The organism is Pantoea sp. CFCC18179 (genome assembly GCF_059412405.1).
This window is the reverse complement of sequence record NZ_JBNBPM010000001.1, coordinates 756825-782752: the sequence shown is the minus strand read 5'-3', so window position 1 is coordinate 782752 and position 25928 is coordinate 756825. Positions and strand designations below refer to the sequence as shown.

Below are 25928 nucleotides of genomic sequence, written 5' to 3'. Positions count from 1 at the left end.
GGCCTAAATAGGCCGCCATTTTTATGATTACTCTTTGTCGACTTGCGTCGCGCTGACAGAAGAGAGGTAGTTCAGCAGCGCAATATCGTTTTCCACGCCCAGTTTCATCATCGCTGATTTCTTCTGGCTACTGATGGTTTTGATACTGCGGTTCAGCTTCTTAGCAATCTCGGTCACCAGGAAACCTTCGGCGAACAGACGCAACACTTCACTCTCTTTCGGCGACAGACGTTTGTCACCGTAACCACCGGCGCTGATGCGCTCCAGCAGTTTTGCCACGCTTTCCGGCGTATACTTTTTGCCTTTCTGCAACGCAGCCAGCGCTTTTGGTAAATCGGTTGGCGCGCCTTGCTTCAGGACAATCCCTTCAATATCCAGATCCAACACCGCGCTCAGGATCGCTGGGTTATTGTTCATGGTAAGAACGATAATTGAGAGATCCGGATAGTGACGTTTGATGTATTTAATCAGGGTAATGCCGTCACCGTATTTCTCACCTGGCATGGAGAGGTCGGTGATCAGGACATTCGCATCCAGCTTGGGTAAGCTGTTTACCAGTGCTGTTGAGTCTTCAAACTCACCTACAACGTTAACCCATTCAATCTGTTCCAGTGACTTACGGATACCGAACAGAACGATCGGATGGTCATCGGCAATAATTACGTTCAAGTTATTCATCTTATTGGTTACCTTGCTGCAGCAGTTTACTGACGTAAGCGTCAATTTCACTGGTGGTATTTTTAATGGTTAAATCGTCACATACTTTAATGTGTTGTTCTAACGCTTCACAAAGCAGTTTACCTGACCCCAGATTGAGCATGGCAAACACGCCTTTCAGGCGATGTGCTGTCTGAGCAAGCGAAGGGTAATCCTTTTCCGCCGCCTCAGTATACAGTCTCTTCACATCTGGCGGTACTGTCTCGGTAAACAGCTGGAAATAGCCTCCGCTCATTAGCGGCGTGGCTTCTTCATCTTCGTTGCTCTCTTCTAACAAATCATGGGAAAGTTGCTTTTCAATCAGGGCCAGCAGTGCATCGAGCAGCGCATTGCTGAGATTGAAATTGACCCGGAATTGCTGATCGTTCAACGCGTGGTGACCCATTTCGTCACCGGCCAATAACAGCGCCCAGCCCGTAAGGCGAGCCGGATCATCTGTTACCAACACATCATGATCCTGACCGGTCAAACGTTCGTCTGAGGTCAGGCATTTCGCTCCCCAATTTTCGAGGTGGCGACAAACAATTTTGTGCACATCTTCCACCGCGATATCCACTAATGCGGTGACGCCTTCCAGCAACTTCTCTTCCTGCTCGCCTTGCTGTTCTAACGCCAGCGGCAGTTGAATGTTGTAGCGCGTGCCAATATCGGGCTTGGCAATGATCTCTAACTGGCCGCCCATCTGCTTACACAACTGCTTGCACAGGAAGAACGCCATGCCAGAAGCCTGCCCGAAGCGATCCTGAGTGGTTTCGCCGAGATAAGGGAAATCGACATTCGCCAGTTCATCCACGCTTAAGCCTGAGCCGGTGTCGACCAATTGCAGCAGCACTTGATTCGGCTTATCTTCGCTGGTTTTGATCTCCAGCGTGATCTTGCCCCAGCGCGTGGTGGTGAGGGAATAATGCATCAAAGTGGTCAGCACTTTACGCAGTGCACGACGATCGCCAAAGCGCATTTCGTCGTTAGCTAAGTGATTGTTCACCACCAACGCCAGGCCTTTACGACGCATCAGCGGCAGGCTTTCCAATGCGATTTCATCCAGCATATCTTGCAAATTAAATACGCTGGCATCCGGCGACCAATCATGTGCTTCAAGGCGATTAAGTAGCACGATGTCATCCACCAAACGCGCCAAGCCCTGGCTCTCGTCCAGCAGGTCGAGCACGCTTTCGTCATCATCACGCTGACTCAGTTGCACCAACTGCGTCACCATACTTTGCAAAGGACGATTCAAGGCGTGGCCGAGGTTGTGCATTAGCTGCTGACGCATTTGGTGGTTGCGATCCAGCACTTGCTGCGCTTTTTGCAACTTCTTATTCACCAATAATTCGCGGTCCTGATCGCGCATCATAAACAGCTGCGTATGCGGCGATAACACGCTGCGCGCGTGGCGAATTTCGTACACTTCGTTATTGATCGTCGCCTGCAATACGCCCTGATGCTGATCGGACATATTGATGATTTTCTGTAAATTCAGGTGCGGCAACAGATGTTCAGCAATCTTGTTGCTCAGCAAAGTACGGTTGGTAGCGAAGTCGTACACCAGCAAACCGACCGGCAGGCTGGCGACAATCTCTTCATTCAGCATGCGCAGCGAATCGAGTTCGGCGCTCTGGTTCTCGTTAGGACGCAGCGATTGCTGACGCAGCAGCGTGATGCCGGCAATCGATAACAATAAAAGAACCAGATTGATCAGCAAAGGCCACATCAGGTTATGCAGCGTGTCCAGCGCCAGACTGGTCAGCGGCACGCGATAAACCAGTTGCAGTGAGGTGCTTGGCAGTGACGCGGCAATTTCCAGATTAGGATTCACCAGCGATACATGCGTGCTCTCGCTGCTGGCATCGTCGGTGTTGGTGGTGGTTGCGGAACTGGCGGTTTGGGTGACGTCCTGACGCAACTGGAAGTTTTCCAGCGGCATGTTGCGCGGAATCAAGTCATTAACCGGCAGATCAAACGCTACCACGGTGGCTAAATGGCCCGGCTGATTAAAGGTGGTGCGCAGCGTAAAATAGTGATCGTTCTGCCAGGCAAAATGGCGCAGCGGCGAGAAACTTTCACGTTCATCCAGCGCATTGGCCTGCTGCAACATCTCGGCGCGGCGACTATCAACCAGCGTGTTAATCGCGCTCTCTTTAAAGCGTGTCGCCATGTCTTTCAGCGGCAGGGTAGAGATCATGATCAGGCTGTTGTCCTGACCATTCAGAAAGTACATCGACCAGGTTGGATTTTCCGCGCCCCACAACGTATCGAGATAGTTCGACATGCGCATGGTCATATCCAGCGTGCTGCTGTCATGTGAACCAAAGATCAGTGCTTCGGTTTTGCGGCGGGTTTTTTCCAGATAATAGACATCCGGGCGCAGGCGGGTTTCCTGAAGATTGCTATTTGGCGTCGATCCCGCCGCGCTGGTGGCGAGGTTTTCATAAATCTGCCAGGTAGCGAAACGCGATGCGTCGATACGCTTTTGCATCGCGCGCGCCAAATCGGTCATCGCATAGCGCTTCTCGGTGAGCCACGCATTGACGCTGTTATGCACCATCGCGCCCAGCGCCAGAAACAGTACGAGGCTAAACACCACGAAAAAGCGCGTTACGTTGCCGGATGTCAGCGGAAATTTATAAGGCAGCATAGAGTCTCAGGATCATGGAATTAGCGCGCAACCCGTCGGGCGCTGGCAGCAACGACCAGCAGCAGCAGAGCGATCAGTAAAAATGCGCCACTCAGGCTGATCCATTGGGAAATTAATCCGATTAAAGCCGGACCTGAAAGAATACCTGCATAGCCCAATGTTGTCATGGCCGAAATCGCCAGATTTGATGGCATATCGTGTTGATTCCCGGCAGCATTGAACAACATCGGCACCGTATTCGCGAGACCAAAACCGACCAGCAGGAATGCCAGTAACGCCACTTGCGGCCACGGCAGCAGAACCGCCAATGTCATGCCCGTTGCGGCGGCTAGCGCGCCGGTTAACATCACCGGATAACGGCCAAAACGCTGAATCACTTTATCGCCGGTTAAACGACCGATAGTCATCGCCACTGAGAACACCGCATAGCCTAAACCGGCATGGGCTGCACTCATTGATGGGCTTTGCAGTAATAGCAGCGCGCCCCAATCGAGCACCGCGCCTTCAGCGAGAAACAGGATAAAACACAGCAGACCAAGAAAGGCTACCCAACCGCGTGGAATCACTAACCACGGCTGATCGGGTTGATGCAGGCGCTCCGTCATTAAGGTTGGCAAGCTCCACAACAGCAGCAGCACAATCAACACCATCACCACCGCAACCGCCTGCAACGGCGTCAATCCGCTGCCCAATAACAAGCTGACTGAACCGGCACCAATAATCCCGCCGAGGCTAAAGAAGCCATGAAAACCTGACATCATCGGCTTACGCGCGGCTTTTTCTACTTCTACAGCTTGCACGTTCATTGCCACGTCCAACGTGCCGAGGCCAGCGCCGAAAATCATTAAGCTGGCCGCCATCAGCCACATCACATCAAGCGTTGCCAGTAACGGCAATACGGCCAGCACAATTAAGGTGGAGCACAACATCACATTGCGGCCACCAAAACGGGCGATCAAACCGCCGGTTACCGGCATCGCCGCCAGCGATCCAATACCCAAGCACAGCAGCAGGCCGCCGAGCGACGCGCCGCTGAGCGCTAAACGTTGACTGGCAAACGGCACCAGCGGTGCCCATGCGGACATGCCTAAACCGGCGATGAGGAAAACGATGCGGGTCCCAAGATTGACTCGATGGTGCAATTTATTGTGCTGTGCGGCGTCCAGTGCTGTCATAAACGTTATTTTTCATTATCTAGTAAAGCGTCGAAGTTTAGCATCAAAGCGGCTTACACACTGCGTCTCAGACGATAATCATCCCGCATAGTGCTCACTCAACCACGGCATCTTACCGATTTTTTAATAGGCGCTGAATTTTTCCAGAACTTTCCTGGTATTTTGCGCATAAGTGAAATTAAAAGCGGTCAGGAATTCAGCATGAGGCATCGGCATAATTGGCTGAATAATGGAAAATAATTTCGGGAGAGAATTAAATAAAATGATCCGTGCAATATTCCAGCAATCTTTGTTGCAGGCAGAAATTAACATTATCGTATTACGGCTAACGATTGAACAAAATGTGCGAAAAGCGGCAAATAATGCGCTACTCATTTTGAGTTAATTTAACCCATGCAATTAACTTTACGGAATATAGATTGGCTTAGCGGAATAGCAGGCAAAAAAATGCCGGACAATCATGTCCGGCGGGAATTAGGGTAAAACAACTCATTCGGGGTGAATGAAGGTAATAATGAAATAAATGATGATAGCGGGAGTAATTGTATGCTCAGGGCGTCAAGAGGTTTTGTCATTCAGTGCGAAAAAGAAAATAATGTAGTGGGTTGTTTTTAAATGAATTATTTTTATGTTGTCAATAAGTGCGATATTTTTTATCGATCTGTGCTGGTTATTAGTTCCCCGAAATTTACATCCTGAAATAACTATTAAATACAATGAAACAGTTTTGGAAATTTAGTAGCATTTTCGTGATAGATTATTGCCCAACATAAAACAACAATGGCTTGCCGGCTGAATTTTTAATCGTTCAGTTTGCAGTGGCATAAATAAAGGCACATTAAAGAGGGTAATAAAATGAATCGTCGCGTTCTCTCCCTGATGATCCCTGCATTGCTGGTAGCAGGATCAGCAAGCGCAGCAGAAATTTATAACAAAGATGGCAACAAATTAGACCTCTACGGTAAAGTCGATGGTCTGCACTATTTCTCAGATAATTCTGGCTCAGACGGTGACCAGTCTTACCTGCGATTCGGTTTCAAAGGTGAAACTCAGATCGCTGACCAACTGACCGGTTACGGCCAGTGGGAATATCAGGCCGCACTGAACACTGCTGAAAGTGAAGGCACTGCCAACAGCTTTACCCGTGTTGGTTTTGCTGGTCTGAAATTTGGCGATGCTGGCTCATTCGATTACGGCCGTAACTACGGCGTACTGTACGACATCGGCGCATGGACTGACGTCCTGCCTGAGTTCGGCGGCGATACCTACGGTGCGGACAACTTCATGTTCCAGCGTAGCAATGGCCTGGCGACCTACCGTAACACCAACTTCTTCGGCCTGGTCGATGGTTGGAACTTCGCGGTGCAGTATCAAGGTAAAAACGACAACCCAACCGAATCTTCCTCCGGTCGTGATGTACTGGGCGAGAACGGTGACGGTTACGGCCTGAGCACTACCTATGATCTGGGTTCAGGTTTCGGTATCGGTGCAGCGATGTTCCAGTCTGACCGTACCAACAACCAGAACGGCAACGCGCCGGGCATCCTCGGTCGCGGTGACAAAGCAGAAGCCTACACCGGTGGTCTGAAATATGACGCCAACAACGTGTACCTGGCTGCGATGTACACCCGTTCTTACAACGCCACGCGCTTCGGTTCTAGCAGCGCAACCGCTTACGGTTATGCGAACACCGCAGATAACTGGGAATTGGTGGCACAGTATCAGTTCGACTTCGGCCTGCGTCCGTCTCTGGCCTTCGTTTCTTCTCGCGGCTCCGATATCGAAGGTTACGGCAGCCAGAACCTGAAGAAATATGTTGATGTGGGTGCGACCTACTACTTCAACAAAAACATGTCTACCTATGTTGATTACCAAATCAACCTGCTGGATGACAACAACTTCACCGACGCAGCCGGTATCAACACCGATGACGTCGTAGCGCTGGGCTTGGTTTACCAGTTCTAATTGTGATGATGGAGCGTGGCTTGCCAGCCGCGCTCCCGTTTTATCCCAAGCCATAAAAACGCAAAAAGCGCGATAGATCGCGCTTGCTTAGACGTTGCGTGGTGAATTAACGATTCATTTCACTGCACAGAACGCCATTTTTTTGCTTTTGGCGCGGGTTGCGTCATTGGCGCATTCGCATTGTTAAACAAAGCCCCCTCCATCGCCACACCCGCCAGCGTAAACGCCGAGAAACTCAACCAGTGCTGCCATTTATTGTTTTGGGTTTTACTCTTTTCCATTCTGCACCTCGCTGAAGTTCAACTCCCCCTCAACGATGCAGAATTCATGCCACAACACCGCTCTCAGCGCCACGCGACCTTGTGTGATTTTGCTACACTGCGCCAGCGCTGAAGCGGTGCAGGATGATGTTCTTCTGGTGCAAAAAATTAACGTCGACGTGCAGGGTACTGTTGTATCGGACGGTGGCGATAGTTCTGCCAGCATTTGATGCCGCCATAGATAAACAGTCCAGCGCTTACGACAAGAATGACATAATCCATCTTTTGCTCCTGTAGTTATGACTTGCTATGACGTTGCAGGAACGTTCTATGCTGTGTCAGTGCTTAACCAACTTCAAGCAGCTTTAGACGCTTTTACAAGCGAGTTATGCTTTGTCATCGGCTGAAGCACTAGGTTACATATGAGGAAGTGATGCGTTTTCAGAATATTCTGCTGATTGGCTTAATGGCTTTGGGTTTGAGTGGCTGCGACAAAAATGATGTTAAGCAAGCGCTGGTGCTGGAAGGTAAAACCATGGGCACCGTGTGGCGCGTGAGTCTGGCGGGTGTTGATCCGCAGCACAAAGCCGAATTGCAGCAGCTGATTCAGCAGCAATTAGATCGTGATGACGGCGAACTATCGACATGGAAAAATGATTCGGTATTGTCGCATTTCAATCAATATCAGGGCAGTGCGCCGCAGCCGGTCAGCGCTGATATGGCAGATATTGTCACCATGGCGCTACGTATCGGTAAGAAAACAGATGGTGCGATGGATATCACCGTCGGTCCGTTAGTCAATTTGTGGGGCTTTGGCCCAACCAAGCAGCCAGCGCACACGCCAACAGATTCTGAGATCGCCACTGCCAAAGCCTTGACCGGTTTACAGCATCTGCGTGTGATGCAGGGCGTTGATGGTCAATGGCTGCAAAAAGATTTACCCGGTTTATACGTTGATCTCTCGACCATGGGTGAAGGCTACGCCACCGATCATCTGGCACGCTTGATGGAGCAGCAAGGCATCACCAATTATCTGGTTTCAGTGGGCGGCGCGGTGCTCAGTCGTGGCCTGAATGCCAGCCAACAACCGTGGCGCGTAGCGATCCAGAAACCCACCGATCGTGAAAATGCGGTTGAAGCGCGCGTTGATTTGCAAGGTCACGGCATCAGTACGTCCGGCAGTTATCGCAACTATTATGAACTGGACGGCAAACGCATTTCGCACGTGATCGATCCGGCAACCGGCAGGCCAATCGAACACAAGTTGGTTTCCGCCACCGTGATTGCCACCACTGCATTGGAAGCCGACGGCTGGGATACCGGCTTGATGGTGCTCGGCAGCGAACGTGCCCAAGCGCTGGCGCTGAAGGAGCATCTGGCGGTCTATTTGATCAGTAAACAGGGCGATGGCTTCACGCACTGGATGTCACCGCAGTTCAAATCCTTCCTGATCGATCCGCAATCACAGTAAAGGAGGCGCAGATGTTGGATTTATTTAGCGACGAAGCACCGTGGCAGGAACCACTGGCGGATGGCGCGGTGATCTTGCGACGTCGCGCACGCGATCAGGGCGATGCGCTGCTGGCGGCGATTCACGAAATCTCTGGCTTGAATCCCTTTGCTCATCGCATCACGCCTGGCGGGCATCGCATGTCGGTGGCGATGACCAACTGCGGCGATTTTGGTTGGTCAACCGATTCGCGCGGTTATCAATATACTGAACAGGATGCGAGCAGCGGACATCACTGGCCGCCGATGCCCGCGCTGTTTCGTGAGCTGGCGCAGAGCTGCGCGCGTGAGACGGGATTTGCGGGTTTCAATCCCGATGCTTGTTTGATTAACCGCTACGAACCCGGCGCTAAACTGACTTTGCATCAGGACAAAGATGAGAAAGATCTGCGCCAGCCAATAGTTTCGGTGTCATTGGGATTACCCGCGGTGTTTCAGTTTGGTGGTTTCGAACGCGGCGATGCAACACAACGCGTGTTACTGGAACACGGCGATATCGTGGTGTGGGGCGGACCTTCGCGCCTGCGTTATCACGGCATTCTGCCGCTCAAAGCGGGTATTCATCCGCAGGCTGGCGCATTTCGTTATAACCTGACTTTCCGCCGCGCATTTTAGCCATAATGGATTTCCAAAGTGCACAATTTCGTAGTGGCGCGATTCATCGCGCAATAATTTGCGCCGCTACGAAACCGTGCGGTGATAAACGTTAATGTCAGATGAGAATTATTCTTGCTATCAACCGCGGCGACATTAAACTGCAGGCTGCTTTCTTGACCGCTGGAATTTTTTGATGGCTTTGCTGCATGTCGTTTACCGCCAGTACCGCTGGCCTTTTATTGGTGTCATTCTTCTCACCTTGTTAAGCGCGGTGCTCGGCATCGGCCTGATTGCCTATATCAATAATGAGCTGATCGTCGCGGTCAACACCTCGATTTCCGTGCTGCCGAACTTCCTCGGCCAGTTATTCCTGCTGATGGCGGTGACGCTCGGTTCACAGCTGGCGCTGACCATGCTCGGCCATCATTTTGTCTGGCGTCTGCGCGGCGAATTTATCAAACGCATCCTCGACACCCGCGTCGAACGCATCGAACAAATCGGCAATGCGCAGTTGTTGGCCGGTCTCACCAGCGATGTGCGTGCCATCACCATCGCCTTCGTGCGTTTGCCCGAGCTGATTCAAGGCATCATTATCACCGTCGGATCGGCACTATATCTGGCCTGGCTGTCACCGAAAATGCTGCTGATCACCAGTTTGTGGCTGGTGGTAACCTTAGTCGGCGGCTGGCTGCTGGTGTCTCGCGTTTATCAACACATGGCAAAGTTGCGCGAGGTTGAAGACGATCTCTATCGCGACTTCCAGACCATTATTGAAGGGCGCAAAGAGCTGCAATTGAACCGCGAGCGTGCGCAGCTGATTTACGACAGCGTGTACCAGGAAAATGCCAAAAGTTATCGCCATCACATTGTGCGCGCCGATACCTTCCACCTCAGCGCGGTAAACTGGTCGAATATCATGATGTTGGGCGCGATTGGCATCGTGTTCTTTATGGCGAATGCTCTCGGCTGGGCGAATACCGCGGTGGCGGCGACCTATTCACTGACGCTGCTGTTCCTGCGTACACCACTGCTGGCGGCGGTCGGCGCGTTGCCTACCTTGCTAAGTGCGCAAGTGGCATTCCGCAAACTCAACACCTTTGAATTAGCGCCGTATGAGCAGGAATTTAAAGCGTTGCCGAAAGTCAGCGACTGGCAAACGCTGGAGTTGCGTGATGTCTGTTTCCACTATGGCGAACACGGATTCCAGGTCGGACCGATCAATTTCACCCTGCGGCGCGGCGAATTGGTGTTCCTGATTGGCGGCAACGGCAGCGGTAAATCAACCTTAGCGATGTTGCTCACTGGTCTGTATCAACCGCAGTCTGGCAGCTTACTGCTGGATGGCAACGTGGTGGATTGGCACAATCTCGATGCCTATCGCAAACATTTCTCGGCGGTATTTACCGACGTTCATCTGTTTGATCGCTTGATTAGCGATCAAGGCAAACCGGCCAATCCGGCGCTGGTGCAGCAATGGCTGGAGCGCCTGAAAATGCAGGATAAACTCAAGCTGGAAGGCAACAAAGTGCTGAATCTGCAACTGTCGAAAGGGCAGAGCAAGCGCCTCGCGCTGTTGCTGGCGGCGGCGGAAGAGCGCGATATTTTGCTCCTTGATGAATGGGCCGCCGATCAGGATCCACATTTCCGCCGTATCTTCTATCGCGAACTGCTGCCGTGGTTGCAGCAATCGGGTAAAACCGTGTTCGCCATCAGCCACGACGATCACTACTTTATTCACGCCGATCGTTTGTTGGAGATGCGCGAAGGCCAACTGAGTGAACTGACCGGCAACGAGCGTGAAATGGCGACGCTGGATGCAGTGCAACGCACCGATACCGGCCATTGATGTTAGCTGGCAAAGCTTAGCAAAAAGCCTTATTGGGCAAGAGGTTGGATAGCCGCTAAAGTCGCTGTTAGCAGGAATCCTCGTTTCTGCGTCCCTGGAACACTATGTCGTCTATTATTGTCTCCGGCTCAGGTTAGTTTCTGGGCCGGTTTTTTATTGTCCAGGCAAAGGATGCGTTAGCAATGTCACCACGCACGTCTCAGTCAGCCAAAACTGCGCCTGTAACAGCGTTTGCTGATCAAAATTTTTACCAAAATCCTGCTTTAACCGCAGTTGCGCGCGGCCTTGATTGAGATCCACATCCACTATTTCCGCCTGAACAAAATCCATCGGCTGATGCAGTTGCGGCCACAGCGCTTTGTACACACTCTCTTTCAAGGAAAACAGCAAGGTAGCTGCATGCGCGAAGGGCAATGGCTGGTGATGCAGGCGCTGCTTTTCAGCAGTGTTCATCAACAGTTCGGCGGTTTCTAGCGCAGTTTCCTCGCTCATCATCTGTTCAACATCCACGCCGACACACAGCGATTCGGTTGTCGCAACCAACACCACGCAATCGCGTGAATGCGAAAGCGAACCCTGAATGCCAGCGGGCCACAAAGGTGAACGATCGGGGGCGTTGCGCAGCACGAAATCAGGTAAACCGAGTTGCGCCATCCTTTGCTGCGCCAACCAGCGGCTCGCCAGATGTTCGGCTTTGCGTTTGGTCACTGCGCTTTGCAGGGCTAGCGGCAACGGCATTTGCCAATGTTGATGCAATTCAGCGTGCCATTGATTTTGATCGAACTGACACCAGGCGATCGGCAACGTGTCCTGCGTAATGCCAGCAGCACGGATGAAGGGGGAAGAGGGCAGAGTAAGTGGTGTTTGGCAGGGAAACATAAAAAATCACGGCTGACGGAAAACGTTGTTTTACCAGTCAGCCGGATGGAGAGCAAGCCAAAGGGGCTCACTCACTTTTAGCGGTTCGGGGGAATCGACATACCTTTAATCTGCACCACGAAGTGCTGATTGCCTTTGGTGATGCGAGCGCCCCGATCGCACCAGCGTGTGGCCAGACGGAAGAAGTCGTCACTGCCGATATCGTAAGCCAGTTCCACTTTGTTGATACCCGAGTGCAGCAGTTCTTCCGCGTCCTGCAGGTTTTTTGCTTTGATGACCATAACGGTTTCCATCGTAAAAGGAAAAAACGGAGAAGATAGAGTAAGAGAATTCTGTGACAATTTTGTTTCAGTTTGATGAATGGATGTCATTTTTATCTGAAAATGTGATCGTGGTGGATTTGAATTGCTTTCGGTAAGTTACTGATTTTAAGCCAGGAATTGGAGTGGGGTTGGCAATAATCTGAATGTAATTATTGGCTGAGTATAGGGATAAGGCGTTTGGCGGTGGGATGATAGGCAAAAAAAAACAGCCATAAAGGCTGCTTCTTCGTAGGATTTTGGTCGGCACGAGAGGATTTGAATAAGTGATTTAAATTTTTGTTATGTACGAGTTTAGTAAATAAATTCCTACTTAATATGCCTTAATATTCTTTATAATCTCGTTATCGATAATATGCAAAGCATGTATTAAATGTTGGTCATAAGGCCAGCATGAAATAATCGATTAACATAAGGAAAATAAAAAGAATTTATAAATGGAAGATAGGGTAAAAAAAGATTGTTGTGTTAAGATTGTAACTAATTGAAATTAATGAATATAAAGTAAAGTTTCACTTTGGCGTGGTTGTCGAAAATTTCTTGCCTTGTTATTGCATCTGATATTGATAAAATCCTAATCTGTAAAGTAATTCTTATGCATTTACAAACAAGCATATAGTTTATTAAGGGAAGCAAACATGGATAACATGTTGAAATTAAGGACAAAAAACCAGATTTTCAAGTATGAAATCCCTCTCAAAGGTTGCGGTGTTCTCGATAGTGCATTCACTTTAGACTTTGAAGAGGGAGTCTATAGGCAAAATGATCTAGTTGGTCTCATAAGAGATGTCGTACCTTACTTTTCATTAACACAAAGTGAACTGGAAGAATTAGAAATATCAGAGTTGCATCGAAGGAGTTTCACTCGTATCTCTGATGCAAGAAAGCAGTCAAAAGGAGATTATGGTGAGCTTCTTTTATATCTAATTCTGAGTATCTTTTATGATGTCCCTAAATTTGTTACAAAAGCACGTTTAAGGTCAACTACAAGAGAACAAATTAAAGGGTTTGACTGCGCTCATTTTTCATTAGATGAAGAAAAAGTTACTTTATGGTTAGGGGAAGCAAAGTTTCATAAAACGCTTAGTAATGCAATATCTTCAGCATTTGAATCACTCACAGAGCATATAGGTGATAAAAATAGAATTAAGAGTGAGTTGAGGTTGCTTGGCGGAGAGATTGAAATCAATAAATCATTAGATGAAAATGCGTATTACAAGTTAAAAAGTTATGTGGATGGTGGAAAATCACTTGACTCAATCGATATAGCCGTTCCGGTATTGCTTACTTACGATAGCCAATATATATCTTCACGCAATGGAGATAAAAATACATCTATTAAAAGTGAACCATTTCTTTCCGAGGTGAAAAAGGAACTGCAATCTCATTTTGATGCTATTTATAAAAAGACATGGCCTGAAGATAACAATATTAGGTTGGTGTTTTTTCTTTTCCCTTTCGAAAGCGTAACCGAATTAAAAGAAAAAATAGAAATGGTAGAAATGGCGATGAGGTTCTGAGAGGAATATTATGGAAAATATTTACGATGTCGAAATTGATCTCTATGAATTATTTAAAAATAAAGACCATCCTGATTTTGAGAGAATAGAGAATGCTCTCATTCGTATTTATAAAGAACTGGATAACTCTGAGAGTTATAACTTGTGTGTGAAGTTAATATGCTTTATAGCGGATAAAAAGATCAAGGATAGAATGATTCAGCAGTTACTTCACGATTGCATCGTCAAATCCAGAATATTTATGTATGATGATATGCTTTCAAGTAATGAAATAAATTACAATCCAGATATGTCGCCACAGGATATCTTTTTAAGAGGGTTTTATACAAGTTCAAAATCAGAAACAACCTTAACGAAGCCTCAAAAGGAAATATTTAACTCCTTTCAAAAGAACAAACGTTTAATAGTTAGCGCTCCTACTTCTTTTGGTAAAACAAGAATTATCAGAGAGATTATATCACATAATAGCTACAAAGTTATTGTGATAATAATGCCAACTATATCGTTGTTATCTGAAGCATACCATGACTTCAAAAATGAATTCAACTCTGAATATCTTGTATCAAAGTCATCTAGAATAAAAGTAAGTAGTGAGAATAAATATATTCTTGTTTTAACCCCTGAACGTATGAGCGTGCTTATTCAGGATAACCCTAAGCTGGAAATAGATTTTTTTGTAATGGATGAAGTTTACAAGGCAGACTACAAACTTAATGATGAAAGATTCAGAGTTTTTGCGGATGTTTTATATAGATTAACAAAAAGTGGTGCTGATTTATATCTTATAGGTCCTTACATAAATGACTTCAGTAAGAAGTTTCGCGAAAAATTCAATATTACAATGTTGAAATATGACCTTGAGATAGTTCAAAAGGATTACTATGAATTTGACTGTATAAATTCACGTGGAACAAAGGACGTTGAAGGTGTCGCTTTAAAAATAATAGGCGATAAATACCAAAACTTGTTAAGAGTTACACGAAAAAGCAATGTCGACGGTAAGTTTTTAATTTATCGCTATCAGAAAAGATATGTAGAACAGTTAGCCGAAAAGTTTTTAGAAGATTTACCGTTAGTTCCGTTCAACCAAGAGTTGATAAATTATCTGGAGCAAAACATTTCTAAAACATGGTCTCTAAACGAATGTTTAAAAAGAGGTGTTGCATTCCATCATGGAGCAATGCCAAGACATATTCAAGATTTAATTATAGATGAATTTAACTCATCAGAAGGAAATTTGGAGTATCTTTTTTGCACCACGTCTTTGACGGAAGGTGTAAATTCAACGGCAAAAAATGTTATTTTATATGACTTAAAAATTGGAAATGGTGAGCCATTAGCTAACTTAGATAGAAGAAATATTGAGGGGCGAGCAGGAAGGTTTATGCGTCACTTTCTTGGAAGGGTATTCTATTTTGAAAAAGTAGAGAAAGAATTAGATGAAGCCACCAATGTTGAAATAGAATTTGTAGATAGTTCAACGCCCAACATGGAAACTTTAGTACAGTTAGAAGAACGAGATATTACAGATGAACAAAAGGCGGGTTTTGTTAAATTTGTACAGTTATTGAATGAGCAAAAAATTCCTCTTGCATTATTGAAAGAAAATAAGTTCGTAAGCATAACGGGTCAGATAGCACTGATCAATCATTTGAGAAGCATCAGCAATTTTGAACTTTATCACTACACCTCACAGAGACCTACATTAGACAAAACGGAAGCGATCTTAAGTGTGATTTATGATTACTTATTCACTGAAAATAATAAGGGACAAAGGTTCAATAATGATAATAGTGAGTATGGTAAAAAAATCCTCTTAGATTTAACTAAATACTATATATATCAACAACCATCTTTCCATGCATTACTAAACTCAAGCACGATGAAATATTTAAGCCCTAATGAAAATGCAAGGATTAGACTTACATTTGATACAATAACAAAATACTTTGAGTTTATATGGCCTCGTTATTTCAAAGCTTTCGAGGTGATATTTAATTTTGTTGCAATTGAAAAAAATAAAAAACCACTAAATTTAGATTATATAGTTGCATTGCTCGAATATGGAACTAATGAGAATCACGAAATAATCTTGAGAGATGCTGGGATACCTAGGGAGATGATTGGTAAACTTTCGGAGTTTTTTATTTCTTGTGAAAGTTTTCAAGAAGTCCAAGAGGTGTTTAATAAATTCAGAGGGCAGGTTAAGTCCAGACTGAGCGAAATTGAGTATAAAATATTTTGTAAATATGTCTAATGGATTTAAAAATTTAAAATAATGGGGTATGGGGCCTGAAACTTGACCACAGAACACATCAAAGCCGTAAAGACATGGCTGGACATTAAGAACTACAAAATATTTGAATAAATCACTCTAAACGGTTTGCTCAATGAACTCTGGGCAATATTACTCCTTTTTGAGCCAAGGCCTACCCAAGAGGAAAGCTCGGGCTTAGCGGATACATGAGAAAGATTTTCAGTGGAAATCGTGCCTTGTTTAAGGCTGAGTGGGTCGACAGCATTGAAGATGACTTAACGTTACAATAATCCCCTCGCGTCTTTATTACCGATATCTGTAGTCTTGCCCAGCTAAGCGCCACAGGACTCAGATTCAATCTTTTTTCTTGGGAACAGGGCTGCGATGAGAACTGGGTCAATCTTCCTAACCATGAGGCATACGTAACGACAGTTATGTCAGCGATATGGGAGAAGACAATTTGTAGTCACACCCGTTTTAGTTCCACACACTTTTTGAGATTTTAGGTTTTCAGCCATCTTACTTACTCTCATGGGGAGGGATATAGACAAAGGAGTGTGTGCAGTAGGGGATTGCACATGTGCAAAAAAAGGACATAGAGTAAAGGGGCTAACCTTTCGATTAACCCCTTGACCTATTAGAGTATTTTGGTCGGCACGAGAGGATTTGAACCTCCGACCCCGGACACCCCATGACCGTGCGCTACCAGGCTGCGCTACGTGCCGAACGTGCAAAGAATATTACTGTTTCCGCGTACGATTGCAATATAAGCAGCGGCTAACTGCATCATTATTAATCAGTTAGCGATAAAACGCTTCTCTTCGGTCAGCACTTGTAACAACAGCGCCAACTGTGGTTTATGATCTTTCAGCTTATTGCCGCGCGCATCGTAGGCGCTATAACTGCCATTGTTATTCAGCACCAGCGTTACGGTTGGCGTGGTCACCACCAGCTTACTGTCTTCGCTGCTCGCCACCCAATCATGACTTCGTTGCGCGGCAAACAGATCTTCACCCTGCGAGTAGTTCGCCGCGTTGGTACGCACATGCAACAGGCGCTGCATCAGCGTGGTCATTACGTCTTGCTGGTCGGTGAGACGATCGATAGTTTGCGCTGGCGTATTCGGCCAATGCACCACCAACGGCACTTGCAGCGTGGCGCGATTGCCTGGATTGTCATCATTGCCATCCAGATTAATCGCGCGCTGAGCAGTAATCACCACCACGGTATTTTTCAGCAAATCGCGTTGTTGCAGCGTTTGCAGCACCGCACTGATCTGCTCATCCACGCTGCCGGCCTGGCGCAGGTAACTGCGCTGGCGTGTTTTCACATTATCGCCATTCACCGTGACACCGTTCAGAGATACCCATGAGAACCACGGTGCGCTATTGCCTTTCTGGCCGTTTAGCCAGTTTTGCCATTGCGTGACGGTGGTGCTATTCGGTTGCGTATCCGCCTGCGGCAGCGAGTAATCGGCTAACAGTGCCTGACGATACAGCGGTTCGCTGAAGCCATTCGACGAGAATAAGCCAAATTGATAGCCCTGCGCATTCAAGGCATTCAGCAGTGCTGACGGCGTGCGTGAGGCCAATACGCCATCCATATAGCTGGACGAGATGCCGTAGAACAGGCCAAACAAGCCTTTTTCCGGCTGCAATCCGGCGCTGTAGTGCTGGGTGAAGCGTACGTTTTCGCTGGCGAATTGATTGAGCGCGGGCAGGGCTTTATCCACCGTGGCGTTGTTCAGACCATCGACGGTCAGCACCAGCAGATTGTGACGCGTACCGGCATCACGGAACGTAATGTCGCTCAGCGGATATTGCACCGACAAGGCTTCTGGATCGCCTTGCTGCACCAGGCGGCGCTGATACTCTTGCGCATCCAGCAAACCGTGGCGCTCAAGGAAGCGGCGTGCGGTCATTGGATAGGAGAGCGGCAGATTGGCGCGCTGCATGGTAATCGGGCGATAGAAATTAGCATCGGCCCAGATGTACAGCAGATGGCTGGCGAAGAAGGCGCAGATAAACAGTGCGGCCAGCGGCTTGCCAAACGAGCGTCGATTAAGGCTGCGCAGCTTCTGCCAACTCCATGTCGCGAACAGCATTTCGACAAGGAAAATCAGCGGCACGCTGATAAACATCAGCTGCCAATCGCGCGCCATCTCACTTTGATCGGGGTTGATTACCAGCTCCCATACCACCGGATTCAGGTGTAAATGGAAGCGGCTGAACACCGCGCTATCAACCATGATCAACGTCAGCCCGGCGGTGGCGATAATCGCCGATAGCACCCTCAGCAAGCGCTGAGACATCACCACAAAGGTAAGCGGGAAGATGATCAACAGATAAGCAGCGAAGACGATAAAGCTGAAATGACCAATCCAACTGGTGAATGCATAAATGCGACCCGCAAGCGAAGCAGGCCAGTCAGCGACCAACAGATAGCGGCTGCCTAAAATAAAGGCAAAGATAATATTAAACAGGGCAAACCAATGCCCCCAGCCGATCATCTGGGAGACTTTTTCGCGGTAGCGCTGTCGGTTGGTTACCATATTATGAGGTCAAATCTGCCAATTAATGAGCGTTATCGTCGCGTACGGAAGACTGCAACGCATCCGCGAAAGATCGTGCCAGGCTGCGGCGCTGGGCCGGCGAAACGCTGGTATTGATCAAATTAGTTACCATGTTACCCAACACCATAAGGGAAAGGTCGGTTGGCGCTTTGTCTTTTTCAAGAATCTGCGCCATCTCTGCGAGGAGCTTTTCCACGCGTTCGTCACTGTAGCGGGATGATTGTGGCATATCGTCGTCTAATCAAGGGTGAAAAGGCGGTATATTACCGTAACAACGCACTTTTTTCCGCAATTTTATCGCAAGCAGAGCGATCAGTTTGTGCTGGGAGTTGAAAGCGGCTGCGGGCGGTGTTTGAATACGCGCCTGAGCTTAAAGGAGAGTCTACCATGAGTCTGGATATCGACCAGATTGCCCTGCATCAGTTAGTTAAACGTGATGAAAACCAGCTGGAACTGGTCCTGCGCGACACCTTGCTGCCGGCAACCCGCGCGGTTGAAGAGATGGCGGAAGAGTTGCATCGGGTTTACAGCGCGAAAAGCAAAGCGTACGGCTTGTTTAATGAAGAGAGCGAACTGGCCGATGCGCTGCGTAACTGCCGCAAAGGGGAAGATGACTTTCTGGCCTTTAGCCGCGCGGCGACCGGACGTTTACGCGACGAGTTAGGTAAATATCCGTTTGCCGACGGTGGCGTGGTGCTGTTCCTGCACTATCGCTATTTGGCGGTCGAGTATTTATTGATTGCGGTGCTGAACAGCCAATCCAGTATGCGCGTCAACGAACAGCTTGATATCAGCAGCACCCATTATCTCGATATTAATCATGCCGATATCGTAGCGCGTATTGATCTCACCGAGTGGGAAACCAATCCGGAATCGACCCGTTATCTAACCTTCCTGCGCGGTCGTGTTGGTCGTAAAGTGGCTGATTTCTTCATGGACTTCCTTGGCGCCAGCGTCGGTCTCGACACCAAAGCGCAGAACCGTGGCTTGCTGCAAGCGGTTGATGATTATTGTGCGGAGTCTGAGCTCGATAAAAATGAGCGTCAGAACTACCGTCAGCAGGTTTACAGCTACTGCAATGAACAGCTGCAAGCGGGCGAAGAGATCGCCTTGGAAGATCTTTCTAGCGAACTGCCACCGCTGGGTGAAAAAACCTTCCAGGCCTTTACTCAGGAACAGGGTTACGAGCTGGAAGAGACTTTCCCGGCGGATCGTAGCACCTTGCGCCAGTTAACCAAGTTTGCCGGCAGCGGCGGTGGATTGACCTTAAACTTTGATGCCATGCTGTTGGGCGAGCGCATCTTCTGGGATCCGACCACGGATACTTTGACGATTAAGGGCACGCCGCCGAATCTGCGCGATCAGTTGCAGCGCCGCACCAGCGGGAAATAAGTGAAAGCCGGGTAACGTGAGTTCCCGGCTTTTTCGTTAGAACGCGTAATTAAGTGAGCTTTGCAAGGTTGCATCCGGGCGGAACTGTCCGCCGCTGCTGTGTTTTGCACCAACGTGCAGAGACCAGTTATCGCTGAGCGCGCCTTCCATCCCAATGTGAAGGCGATAGCGATTATCGTTCCAGGCGTTGTAAACGCGGCGACTATGACGATCCTCCAGCGTTAGTGTCGAATGGCTGCTGCCCGGCGCATACTGTTTTGCTATTCCCGCGCGCAATGAAATGCCCGGTAACGCCGCACCCAATCCCTGCTTTTTAATCTCAATGCCAGGAGACACTGACCACGGCATTGCGGCACTTATCGCAATCCCCGCATCCTCGCCTTGCAGGCTGTAACGCGGCAAGTAACCCACACTGGCTTCAAGATAGGGTGAAAGCGTCAACGACGGTGTAACAACATCAAATGTATGGCCTAACTTAATGCTGCCAGCGACCATATCGCTGCGCTGTTTGTCATTTTTAATCCCCAATACGGGGTCAAGATGCAGCTCCTGATGTAAACGCATATAGCGTGCTGCGGCATCGACAAACCAACCTGTTTGGTTTAGCCAACTGGTGTAAACACCCAGGGTGGTGAGAGTATGTTTGGCTTGACCATCGTTGTTTGTCTTGCCCATTCCATAGCTTGCAACAATGCCATACCGCGATGCACCGCGATGTTGGTCAATGCCTAATTCTAACGTTTGTTGGTTTATATTGTCCTGAAGCTGGCTGAGCGTTACCCAGGAACCGTGCAGTTCAGCATCGTCATGCAGTATTTGTGCGCGATCATTAAATGAACTTACTGCTTCATTAAAGAGATACTGACGTGAAGAGAGCAGTGTGCGAGTGTTTTTTACTAACCGTTGATCATCACTTACGTTAAACCAATCTTCCGGCTTGCCCGCGCCTGGTTTACTTTCAGGATCGGGTTTAATTTCAGGTTCGGGATCGGGTTGTTTGCCTGGCTCTGGGACGGGATCAATCACCGGTTCCGGTGGCGTGATGACATCGGGTGTTTTAGCGATCACCCATTTAACTCGGCCTTGATCTTCAACCACTTGATAGTCAGGCGTATAAAGTGAAAAACCACGTCTTAAGGCGGGTAGAGTGAAGAAGTTATGCGCTGTTCCGCCAGGAGCATCAAGCAGGATGAGGTTTCGAGGAATTCGTTCAGGGAAGCTTTCATCCAGCATAAAACCAAGGTCGATGGTGTTGCCGCTGCCTTGTGTGGTTTGATCAATGTAAAGGCTGTCATTTAGGCCTGATTGCGGGGCAATGCCCAAGCCAATTTGCAGATTATTAGCTGTCAGATGTTCAACGCGCAGTTGCTTTGGGCTCCACACTTCATCCGCCGCAGGTAAGAAAGAAATAATACCCCCTTTTTGCGCACTCAGACGATGTATGCGGCTGCTTGCGTTGAGGTTCCAAAACGCCAAATCACTCATGACTACATGCGACGATTGACGATCGGTGATTGCACCGCGGAAATCGATCTTACCCAAATAGAGTTCAGCCTGATCACCCAACGTAATGTCGCCATGGAGCAAACTGGCTGGAAGATTGTGGAGTTGTTGCGCATTACGCTGAGCTGAATTGCATGAGCCCACACTACTGTAAATGGGCGCAGTGCAACGCAGAATTTGTTGTTCAGCGCTGCCATCCGGCTGGAAACCTAAAAGCAGTTGGCTATGATCGCCCGCCTGAATGTCGGCTTGTACTTGAGCATATTCGCCAATCTGGAAGCGTGCGTTATTCGTGATGACCACATTGCTGGCTGCAAACCGTGAAACAAACCAATCATCTTCAATCTCCACGCCGCCCGCATGTGGCACCGGTTGACCCGAAAGTAGCAGCGTGCCGCTATTGACGTTGATATTACCGTTGAGGTTGATTCCGCCAGTTAACGCCAGCCGAGTATCATTCAATGTCGGTGAAAAATTTATCTCGAAGCCACCATTCACTACGTCAGGATGGTTGGCACCAATGTAACCGCGATAGACCAGTTGATTGAGTTGTGACGCGCGATAGGCTTGTGCTGCCTGCGCATCAAAACCGATGTATTTCCAATAGCTATTATCTTTTTGATTAGTTGGAAACCAGCTGTAGGTTGGCGTTTTTAATTGAAAATATTCGATGCGTTTCGAGTTGGAATTGTAATCCTCATAAATATCGCCAATAACGCCAGCCGCATTGTTACCTTGCCACTCTTTAATGGCGACATCATTAGCGGTGAACCCGGTTAACGTAAGGTTAGTGTTGCGCTCTTTATTCTGGTTTAGCAGGATCGCGCCGGCATCGGTATGATTAATGGTACGCATGGTCAATGCGTTGCCGTTTAAGTCGAGTTTGCCACCTCGATAACCAAAGAAGATATTGTCACCAACAACCTGGTCAGCACCATTCAGGATCACCGTCGGGCGGCCGCTAACAATATACAACTGTGAAAAAGCCTGGCGCTTGCCCTTGTCATCCGCTTGTTGATCGAGGATCACGGTGCCATCGCCGACATTCAAGCCACCGGCATTAATGCCCGTCGCGTTGATATGCAAGATTCCGGCACCGATTTTATGCAGGTTGTCATCCGCTAATCCGTTGATCTGCCACAACACGCGCTGATTGGCATCAACCTCAACGCCGCCGCCAACCCAAGTGGCGTTGGCACCGTCAGCAGATTTTACTGTGTAGTTGTTAGAGAATTGCAGCTTACCCGCGCCCAAATTCACTGCATCGGTTAACACAATGTCGCCACCGGCGCCGTTGAAACGTAAATCCTTGCTGGCATCCAACTCGCTTAGGCTGGCTTTCGCCGGTGCCAGATGACGGAAGTTCTCTGCCAAACCTTGCCAGCCCCAGGATTTATGGCCTTGATTAATCGCGCCACTGTTCCAGTAAATGGGGCGACTAGCATCTTCGTCTGTTACATCGGGAGAAACATGTGCCGCCACGATGCTATCGAAATAGCCATCCGGTATCAGCGTTGCGCGGGTTTCCGTACCGTAATTATCTTTTACAACGGTGCGCCCTTGATTTGCAGCGACCAGCTTCCACTTTTTATCAATTGCGTCATAAGCATAAACCGGGCTACCGCTGTCACCGGATTGGGAAGCGTTAGAAAGAGGTGATGCACGCGGGTCGTCGGGACTGTACTGAATCCAATAAAGATAATTAGGTTTTGTGGTGATGATATCGGGATTGATTGTACCGCCGGAAAGCCATGCATAAGCGCCGGCTAGAGCGTTGAGACCATCCAGCTGATCGTTAACCTGGCGTTGATACCCTGCACCGACGCGGACAAATGCCGTATAGCGTGTCCCTATACCTGCTCGAAGTTCGCCACTCTCAACCCGTTCAACCGGTGCAATCTCTGTCACCACTTTATTCAGACGCGGCAGCATATAGTCCTGATCGATGACTGCATCAACTTCATTACGGTTTATAAAGATATAGCGTGGGGAAAATGCTGATTGCCCACCAAAAAACACGCTGCCCAGTGAGGTAACATGACGGACGCTTGAAACATACGAAGGGGCGATCAACCCAGCAAACCCTCGACGAGATACGCTGCCCATATCGGGCATAGAAAATGGAAGCACGGCGTCAAGTTCACCGTTTTTCTTATACACCGGAATATTGCTGACACCGATGCGATATTTCCCAAGATTCTCGGCGAAATCGCGATAATCCTGCACTTGAGTGTCATGGCGTAAAATGCCTGACGACGAAGAGAAGCTGACAAACAGCGTAGCGAAGCACGCGAGGTGAGTAAGGTTCACAAGATTTCCTTTGACACTGAGTCCCTGAATTAAGGGCGGCATGATTTCAGTTCGTCAATTAGGCTGCCAGGTGAACGGTCTTAAATGATTTAAGACAAAAACAGGCGAGGGTTAAATAGTAGGCAAAATAAAAGGGCCGGTTTCGCAACCGGCCCTTTTATCATCAACTCATTCAGCGATTAAGCGCGAACGAAGTCGATGTGGTGCAGTTTTGGCTTGAACGGATGACGCTGTACCGCCTGAGCTTTAACTTTGATTTCTTTACCATCAACAGCGATGGTCAGCACTTCGCTGTAGAACTCAGGTTTAACCTGCACGTTCATTACGGCGTCGTGGTCCAGTTCGATAGCGACTGGTGCTTCATTTCCGCCATAGATGATGGCTGGGAATTTGTTTGCTGCACGCAGGCGGCGGCTCGCACCCTTACCCTGGTCTTTACGTACTTCAGCGTTAATAGTGAACATTTGATATCTCTTTCAATAGTTCCTGCTACAGGCGACCCAGCAACAGGACGGTTATTCAAACGCTTTTACGAATGCAAAAGCGAGCGGCATTATAGCCCCAATGGGGTGACAGGGGCAAATGATTCCGCCGCTTATCGCAGCTCATTAGCGCGGCGATAGCGGCCTTGATAATCAAACATTTTTTCACGAATCTGCCAAAAATGCCCTTTGGCGCGTGCCACCACGAAGTCTGGATGACGCAATAACGGTTGCAGGGCGATGACATCCGCGGCGGTTTGCCAACCGAGTTCCACGCCAGGCGCTCGTTGGTGTGGACGCATAAACAGCTGCTCAAAGGCTTTGCGCTGCGCAGGCGTTTGCAGGCGAAAACGCTCGTTCACGCTGGTGCCATCCTCATCAAAATAGGTGGCTTTCAGCCATTCACCTTTGTCGTCGCGCCCCTGTTCCAGCGTCATGCCGGCACAGCGCAACACGCGCGCATCTTTCAGTTTCAGCGCGGCTTTCAGCATGTCATCCGGATCGACCAGTATCTTGTCGCACTCGCGGCAGCGGCGGGCGGCGATATCATTCTCGGCGTTGCAATCGGGGCAGTTTTTGAAGCGGAAGCGATAATCACACTGTTCGCGCTCGCCATCATCATCCTCCAACACGCCCTGACAGCGACGGCCAAAATGTTCGATGATGTGGCCGTCTTCGGTAGTTTTGCCCCAAAAGGTATTGGCGAAACCGCAGGCAGGACAGAAAACCTGCACCGGTTGATTGTCGCTGGCACCTTTCGGCGTGCCGACTTCCGGCGTGAAAAGATCGTGCGGATTTCCGGCGTAATCCAATACCAGACAATCAGTTTTGCCTGGTGCTAGACGTAAACCACGACCCACGATTTGCTGATACAAACTCACGGATTCCGTCGGCCGCAAAATGGCGATCAAATCCACGTGTGGCGCATCAAAACCGGTGGTTAATACCGCCACGTTGACCAGAAACTTCAGTTGCTGCGCTTTGAATTCAGCAATCAAACGATCGCGATCTTTCACCGCTGTTTCAGCCGACACTAAGGCGCTATTTTCCGGCAGCAAGGTGAGAATTTCGCGCGCGTGTTCAACCGTGGAAGCAAACACCATCACGCCGCGGCGATCTTCCGCGAACTCAACAATCTGGCGGATGATGTGCGGCGTCACGCGATGTTGTTGTTTCAGTTCACGGTTGAGATCGGCTTCGCTAAATAAGCCGTTATTTTGCGGGATCAAACGGCTGAAATCGTATTGCACCACCGGCATATCCAGCCGTTCAGGCGGCACTAAAAAGCCGTGTTTGATCATATAGCGCAGCGGCAATTCATAGATGCAGTCACGAAATAGCGCCTGCTCATCGCCGCGCACCATGCCGTGATAATGAAACTGGTAAATCCAGCCTTTGCCGAGACGGAAGGGCGTGGCGGTCAATCCCAACAGGCGCAACTGCGGATTGTGCTGACGCAGGTGGGCAAACAGTTGCTGATATTGGCTCTCTTCGTTATCGCTGATGCGATGGCACTCATCGACGATCACTAATGAAAAGGCGCTGTCGAAGCGATCCAGATTACGCGCCACCGACTGCACGCTGCCAAACACCACTTTGCCTTCGCTGTGCTTGCGCTGCAAACCGGCGGCAAAAATGTCGGCGTCTAATCCATAAGCCTGATATTTACTGTGATTTTGCTCAACCAGCTCTTTAACGTGCGCCAAAACCAACACACGACCACGCGCCAGGCGTGCTAGCTCAGCAATCACCAAACTTTTCCCCGCGCCGGTTGGCAGCACAATAACGGCTGGCGTGGCGTGGCGACGAAAGTGGTTGAGCGTGGCGTCAACGGCTTCTTGTTGATAGGGTCGCAGGGTGAAAGACATTGAGACAAACTTTTTTCTGGAACGGACGCGCATTATGGCATGAAAGCCAGTGAAACGCAGGTTGGCTACTGTTAGCAGGCGAAGGATCAAGCTATACTCCCGTCACATTCTTAACGGACAA

The 25928-nt window shown here is 48.7% G+C and carries 18 protein-coding genes and 1 tRNA gene; 7 read left to right on the top strand and 12 right to left on the bottom strand.

Going from position 1 to position 25928, the window contains the following annotated elements; translation table 11 throughout:
• Window positions 1-27: 27 nt before the first annotated feature.
• Genes rcsB through ACPUC7_RS03645 form a run of 3 tightly spaced genes read right to left on the bottom strand, consistent with a single transcriptional unit; the run spans window position 28 to window position 4527 of the window.
• On the bottom strand, window positions 28-678 hold the full coding sequence (gene rcsB, locus ACPUC7_RS03655) for a response regulator transcription factor RcsB (RefSeq protein WP_007889370.1): 651 nt from the start codon (window positions 676-678) through the stop codon (window positions 28-30).
• Between the two features lies 1 nt (window position 679).
• Window positions 680-3349, bottom strand: coding sequence for a phosphotransferase RcsD (gene rcsD, locus ACPUC7_RS03650; protein ID WP_494921944.1), 2670 nt, complete (start codon window positions 3347-3349; stop codon window positions 680-682).
• A 23-nt stretch (window positions 3350-3372) separates the two neighbouring features.
• Entirely contained in the window at window positions 3373-4527 is a 1155-nt protein-coding gene (locus tag ACPUC7_RS03645; protein WP_494921805.1) for an MFS transporter, read from the bottom strand.
• A gap of 855 nt (window positions 4528-5382) precedes the next feature.
• On the opposite strand from ACPUC7_RS03645, the gene ompC reads away from it, so the two are divergent.
• On the top strand, window positions 5383-6492 hold the full coding sequence (gene ompC, locus ACPUC7_RS03640; protein WP_494921804.1) for a porin OmpC: 1110 nt from the start codon (window positions 5383-5385) through the stop codon (window positions 6490-6492).
• Between the two features lie 119 nt (window positions 6493-6611).
• Here the strand turns inward: ompC and ACPUC7_RS03635 are convergent, their stop codons facing one another.
• Window positions 6612-6773: a hypothetical protein gene (locus ACPUC7_RS03635; protein WP_343553770.1), complete on the bottom strand. Its 162-nt coding sequence runs from the start codon at window positions 6771-6773 to the stop codon at window positions 6612-6614.
• Window positions 6774-7185: 412 nt separating this feature from the next.
• On the opposite strand from ACPUC7_RS03635, the gene apbE reads away from it, so the two are divergent.
• From apbE to ACPUC7_RS03620, 3 genes are all read left to right on the top strand, one after another.
• Window positions 7186-8223, top strand: coding sequence for an FAD:protein FMN transferase ApbE (apbE, locus tag ACPUC7_RS03630; protein ID WP_494921803.1), 1038 nt, complete (start codon window positions 7186-7188; stop codon window positions 8221-8223).
• 11 nt (window positions 8224-8234) lie between these two features.
• The gene (alkB, locus tag ACPUC7_RS03625; protein ID WP_494921802.1) at window positions 8235-8876 is read left to right on the top strand and encodes a DNA oxidative demethylase AlkB; all 642 of its coding nucleotides are present in this window, start codon (window positions 8235-8237) and stop codon (window positions 8874-8876) included.
• A gap of 175 nt (window positions 8877-9051) precedes the next feature.
• Window positions 9052-10704, top strand: a complete 1653-nt coding sequence (locus ACPUC7_RS03620) for a multidrug ABC transporter permease/ATP-binding protein (RefSeq protein WP_494921801.1) — start codon at window positions 9052-9054, stop codon at window positions 10702-10704.
• 153 nt (window positions 10705-10857) lie between these two features.
• Here the strand turns inward: ACPUC7_RS03620 and ACPUC7_RS03615 are convergent, their stop codons facing one another.
• Both ACPUC7_RS03615 and ACPUC7_RS03610 read right to left on the bottom strand, forming a co-directional pair.
• Window positions 10858-11583, bottom strand: a complete 726-nt coding sequence (locus tag ACPUC7_RS03615) for a 4'-phosphopantetheinyl transferase family protein (RefSeq protein WP_494921800.1) — start codon at window positions 11581-11583, stop codon at window positions 10858-10860.
• A 77-nt stretch (window positions 11584-11660) separates the two neighbouring features.
• On the bottom strand, window positions 11661-11864 hold the full coding sequence (locus ACPUC7_RS03610; RefSeq protein WP_343553764.1) for a hypothetical protein: 204 nt from the start codon (window positions 11862-11864) through the stop codon (window positions 11661-11663).
• A 677-nt stretch (window positions 11865-12541) separates the two neighbouring features.
• On the opposite strand from ACPUC7_RS03610, the gene ACPUC7_RS03605 reads away from it, so the two are divergent.
• Window positions 12542-13423: a HamA C-terminal domain-containing protein gene (locus tag ACPUC7_RS03605; protein WP_494921799.1), complete on the top strand. Its 882-nt coding sequence runs from the start codon at window positions 12542-12544 to the stop codon at window positions 13421-13423.
• A 10-nt stretch (window positions 13424-13433) separates the two neighbouring features.
• A complete protein-coding gene (locus ACPUC7_RS03600; protein WP_494921798.1) occupies window positions 13434-15680 on the top strand; it encodes a DEAD/DEAH box helicase in 2247 nt (748 codons plus the stop codon).
• Between the two features lie 648 nt (window positions 15681-16328).
• Here the strand turns inward: ACPUC7_RS03600 and ACPUC7_RS03595 are convergent.
• The 3 genes from ACPUC7_RS03595 to ACPUC7_RS03585 form a co-directional block, all read right to left on the bottom strand.
• A tRNA-Pro gene (locus ACPUC7_RS03595) sits at window positions 16329-16405 on the bottom strand.
• Window positions 16406-16476: 71 nt separating this feature from the next.
• Window positions 16477-18231 carry an LPS biosynthesis-modulating metalloenzyme YejM gene (yejM, locus tag ACPUC7_RS03590; protein WP_343553752.1) on the bottom strand — a complete coding sequence of 585 codons (1755 nt, stop codon included), beginning with the start codon at window positions 18229-18231 and terminating at the stop codon, window positions 16477-16479.
• Between the two features lie 22 nt (window positions 18232-18253).
• Window positions 18254-18481, bottom strand: coding sequence for a YejL family protein (locus tag ACPUC7_RS03585; RefSeq protein WP_343553751.1), 228 nt, complete (start codon window positions 18479-18481; stop codon window positions 18254-18256).
• A 158-nt stretch (window positions 18482-18639) separates the two neighbouring features.
• Between ACPUC7_RS03585 and yejK the strand changes: the two genes are divergently transcribed.
• Window positions 18640-19644 carry a nucleoid-associated protein YejK gene (gene yejK / locus ACPUC7_RS03580; RefSeq protein WP_494921797.1) on the top strand — a complete coding sequence of 335 codons (1005 nt, stop codon included), beginning with the start codon at window positions 18640-18642 and terminating at the stop codon, window positions 19642-19644.
• A gap of 36 nt (window positions 19645-19680) precedes the next feature.
• On the opposite strand, the gene ACPUC7_RS03575 is transcribed toward yejK, so the two are convergent.
• The 3 genes from ACPUC7_RS03575 to radD form a co-directional block, all read right to left on the bottom strand.
• Window positions 19681-23457 (bottom strand): S6 family peptidase, encoded by a 3777-nt coding sequence (locus ACPUC7_RS03575; protein ID WP_494921796.1) that lies wholly within the window; start codon window positions 23455-23457, stop codon window positions 19681-19683.
• Between the two features lie 179 nt (window positions 23458-23636).
• On the bottom strand, window positions 23637-23921 hold the full coding sequence (gene rplY / locus ACPUC7_RS03570) for a 50S ribosomal protein L25 (RefSeq protein ID WP_343553747.1): 285 nt from the start codon (window positions 23919-23921) through the stop codon (window positions 23637-23639).
• A gap of 131 nt (window positions 23922-24052) precedes the next feature.
• The gene (gene radD, locus ACPUC7_RS03565) at window positions 24053-25807 is read right to left on the bottom strand and encodes a DNA repair helicase RadD (RefSeq protein WP_494921795.1); all 1755 of its coding nucleotides are present in this window, start codon (window positions 25805-25807) and stop codon (window positions 24053-24055) included.
• Window positions 25808-25928 lie beyond the last annotated feature (121 nt).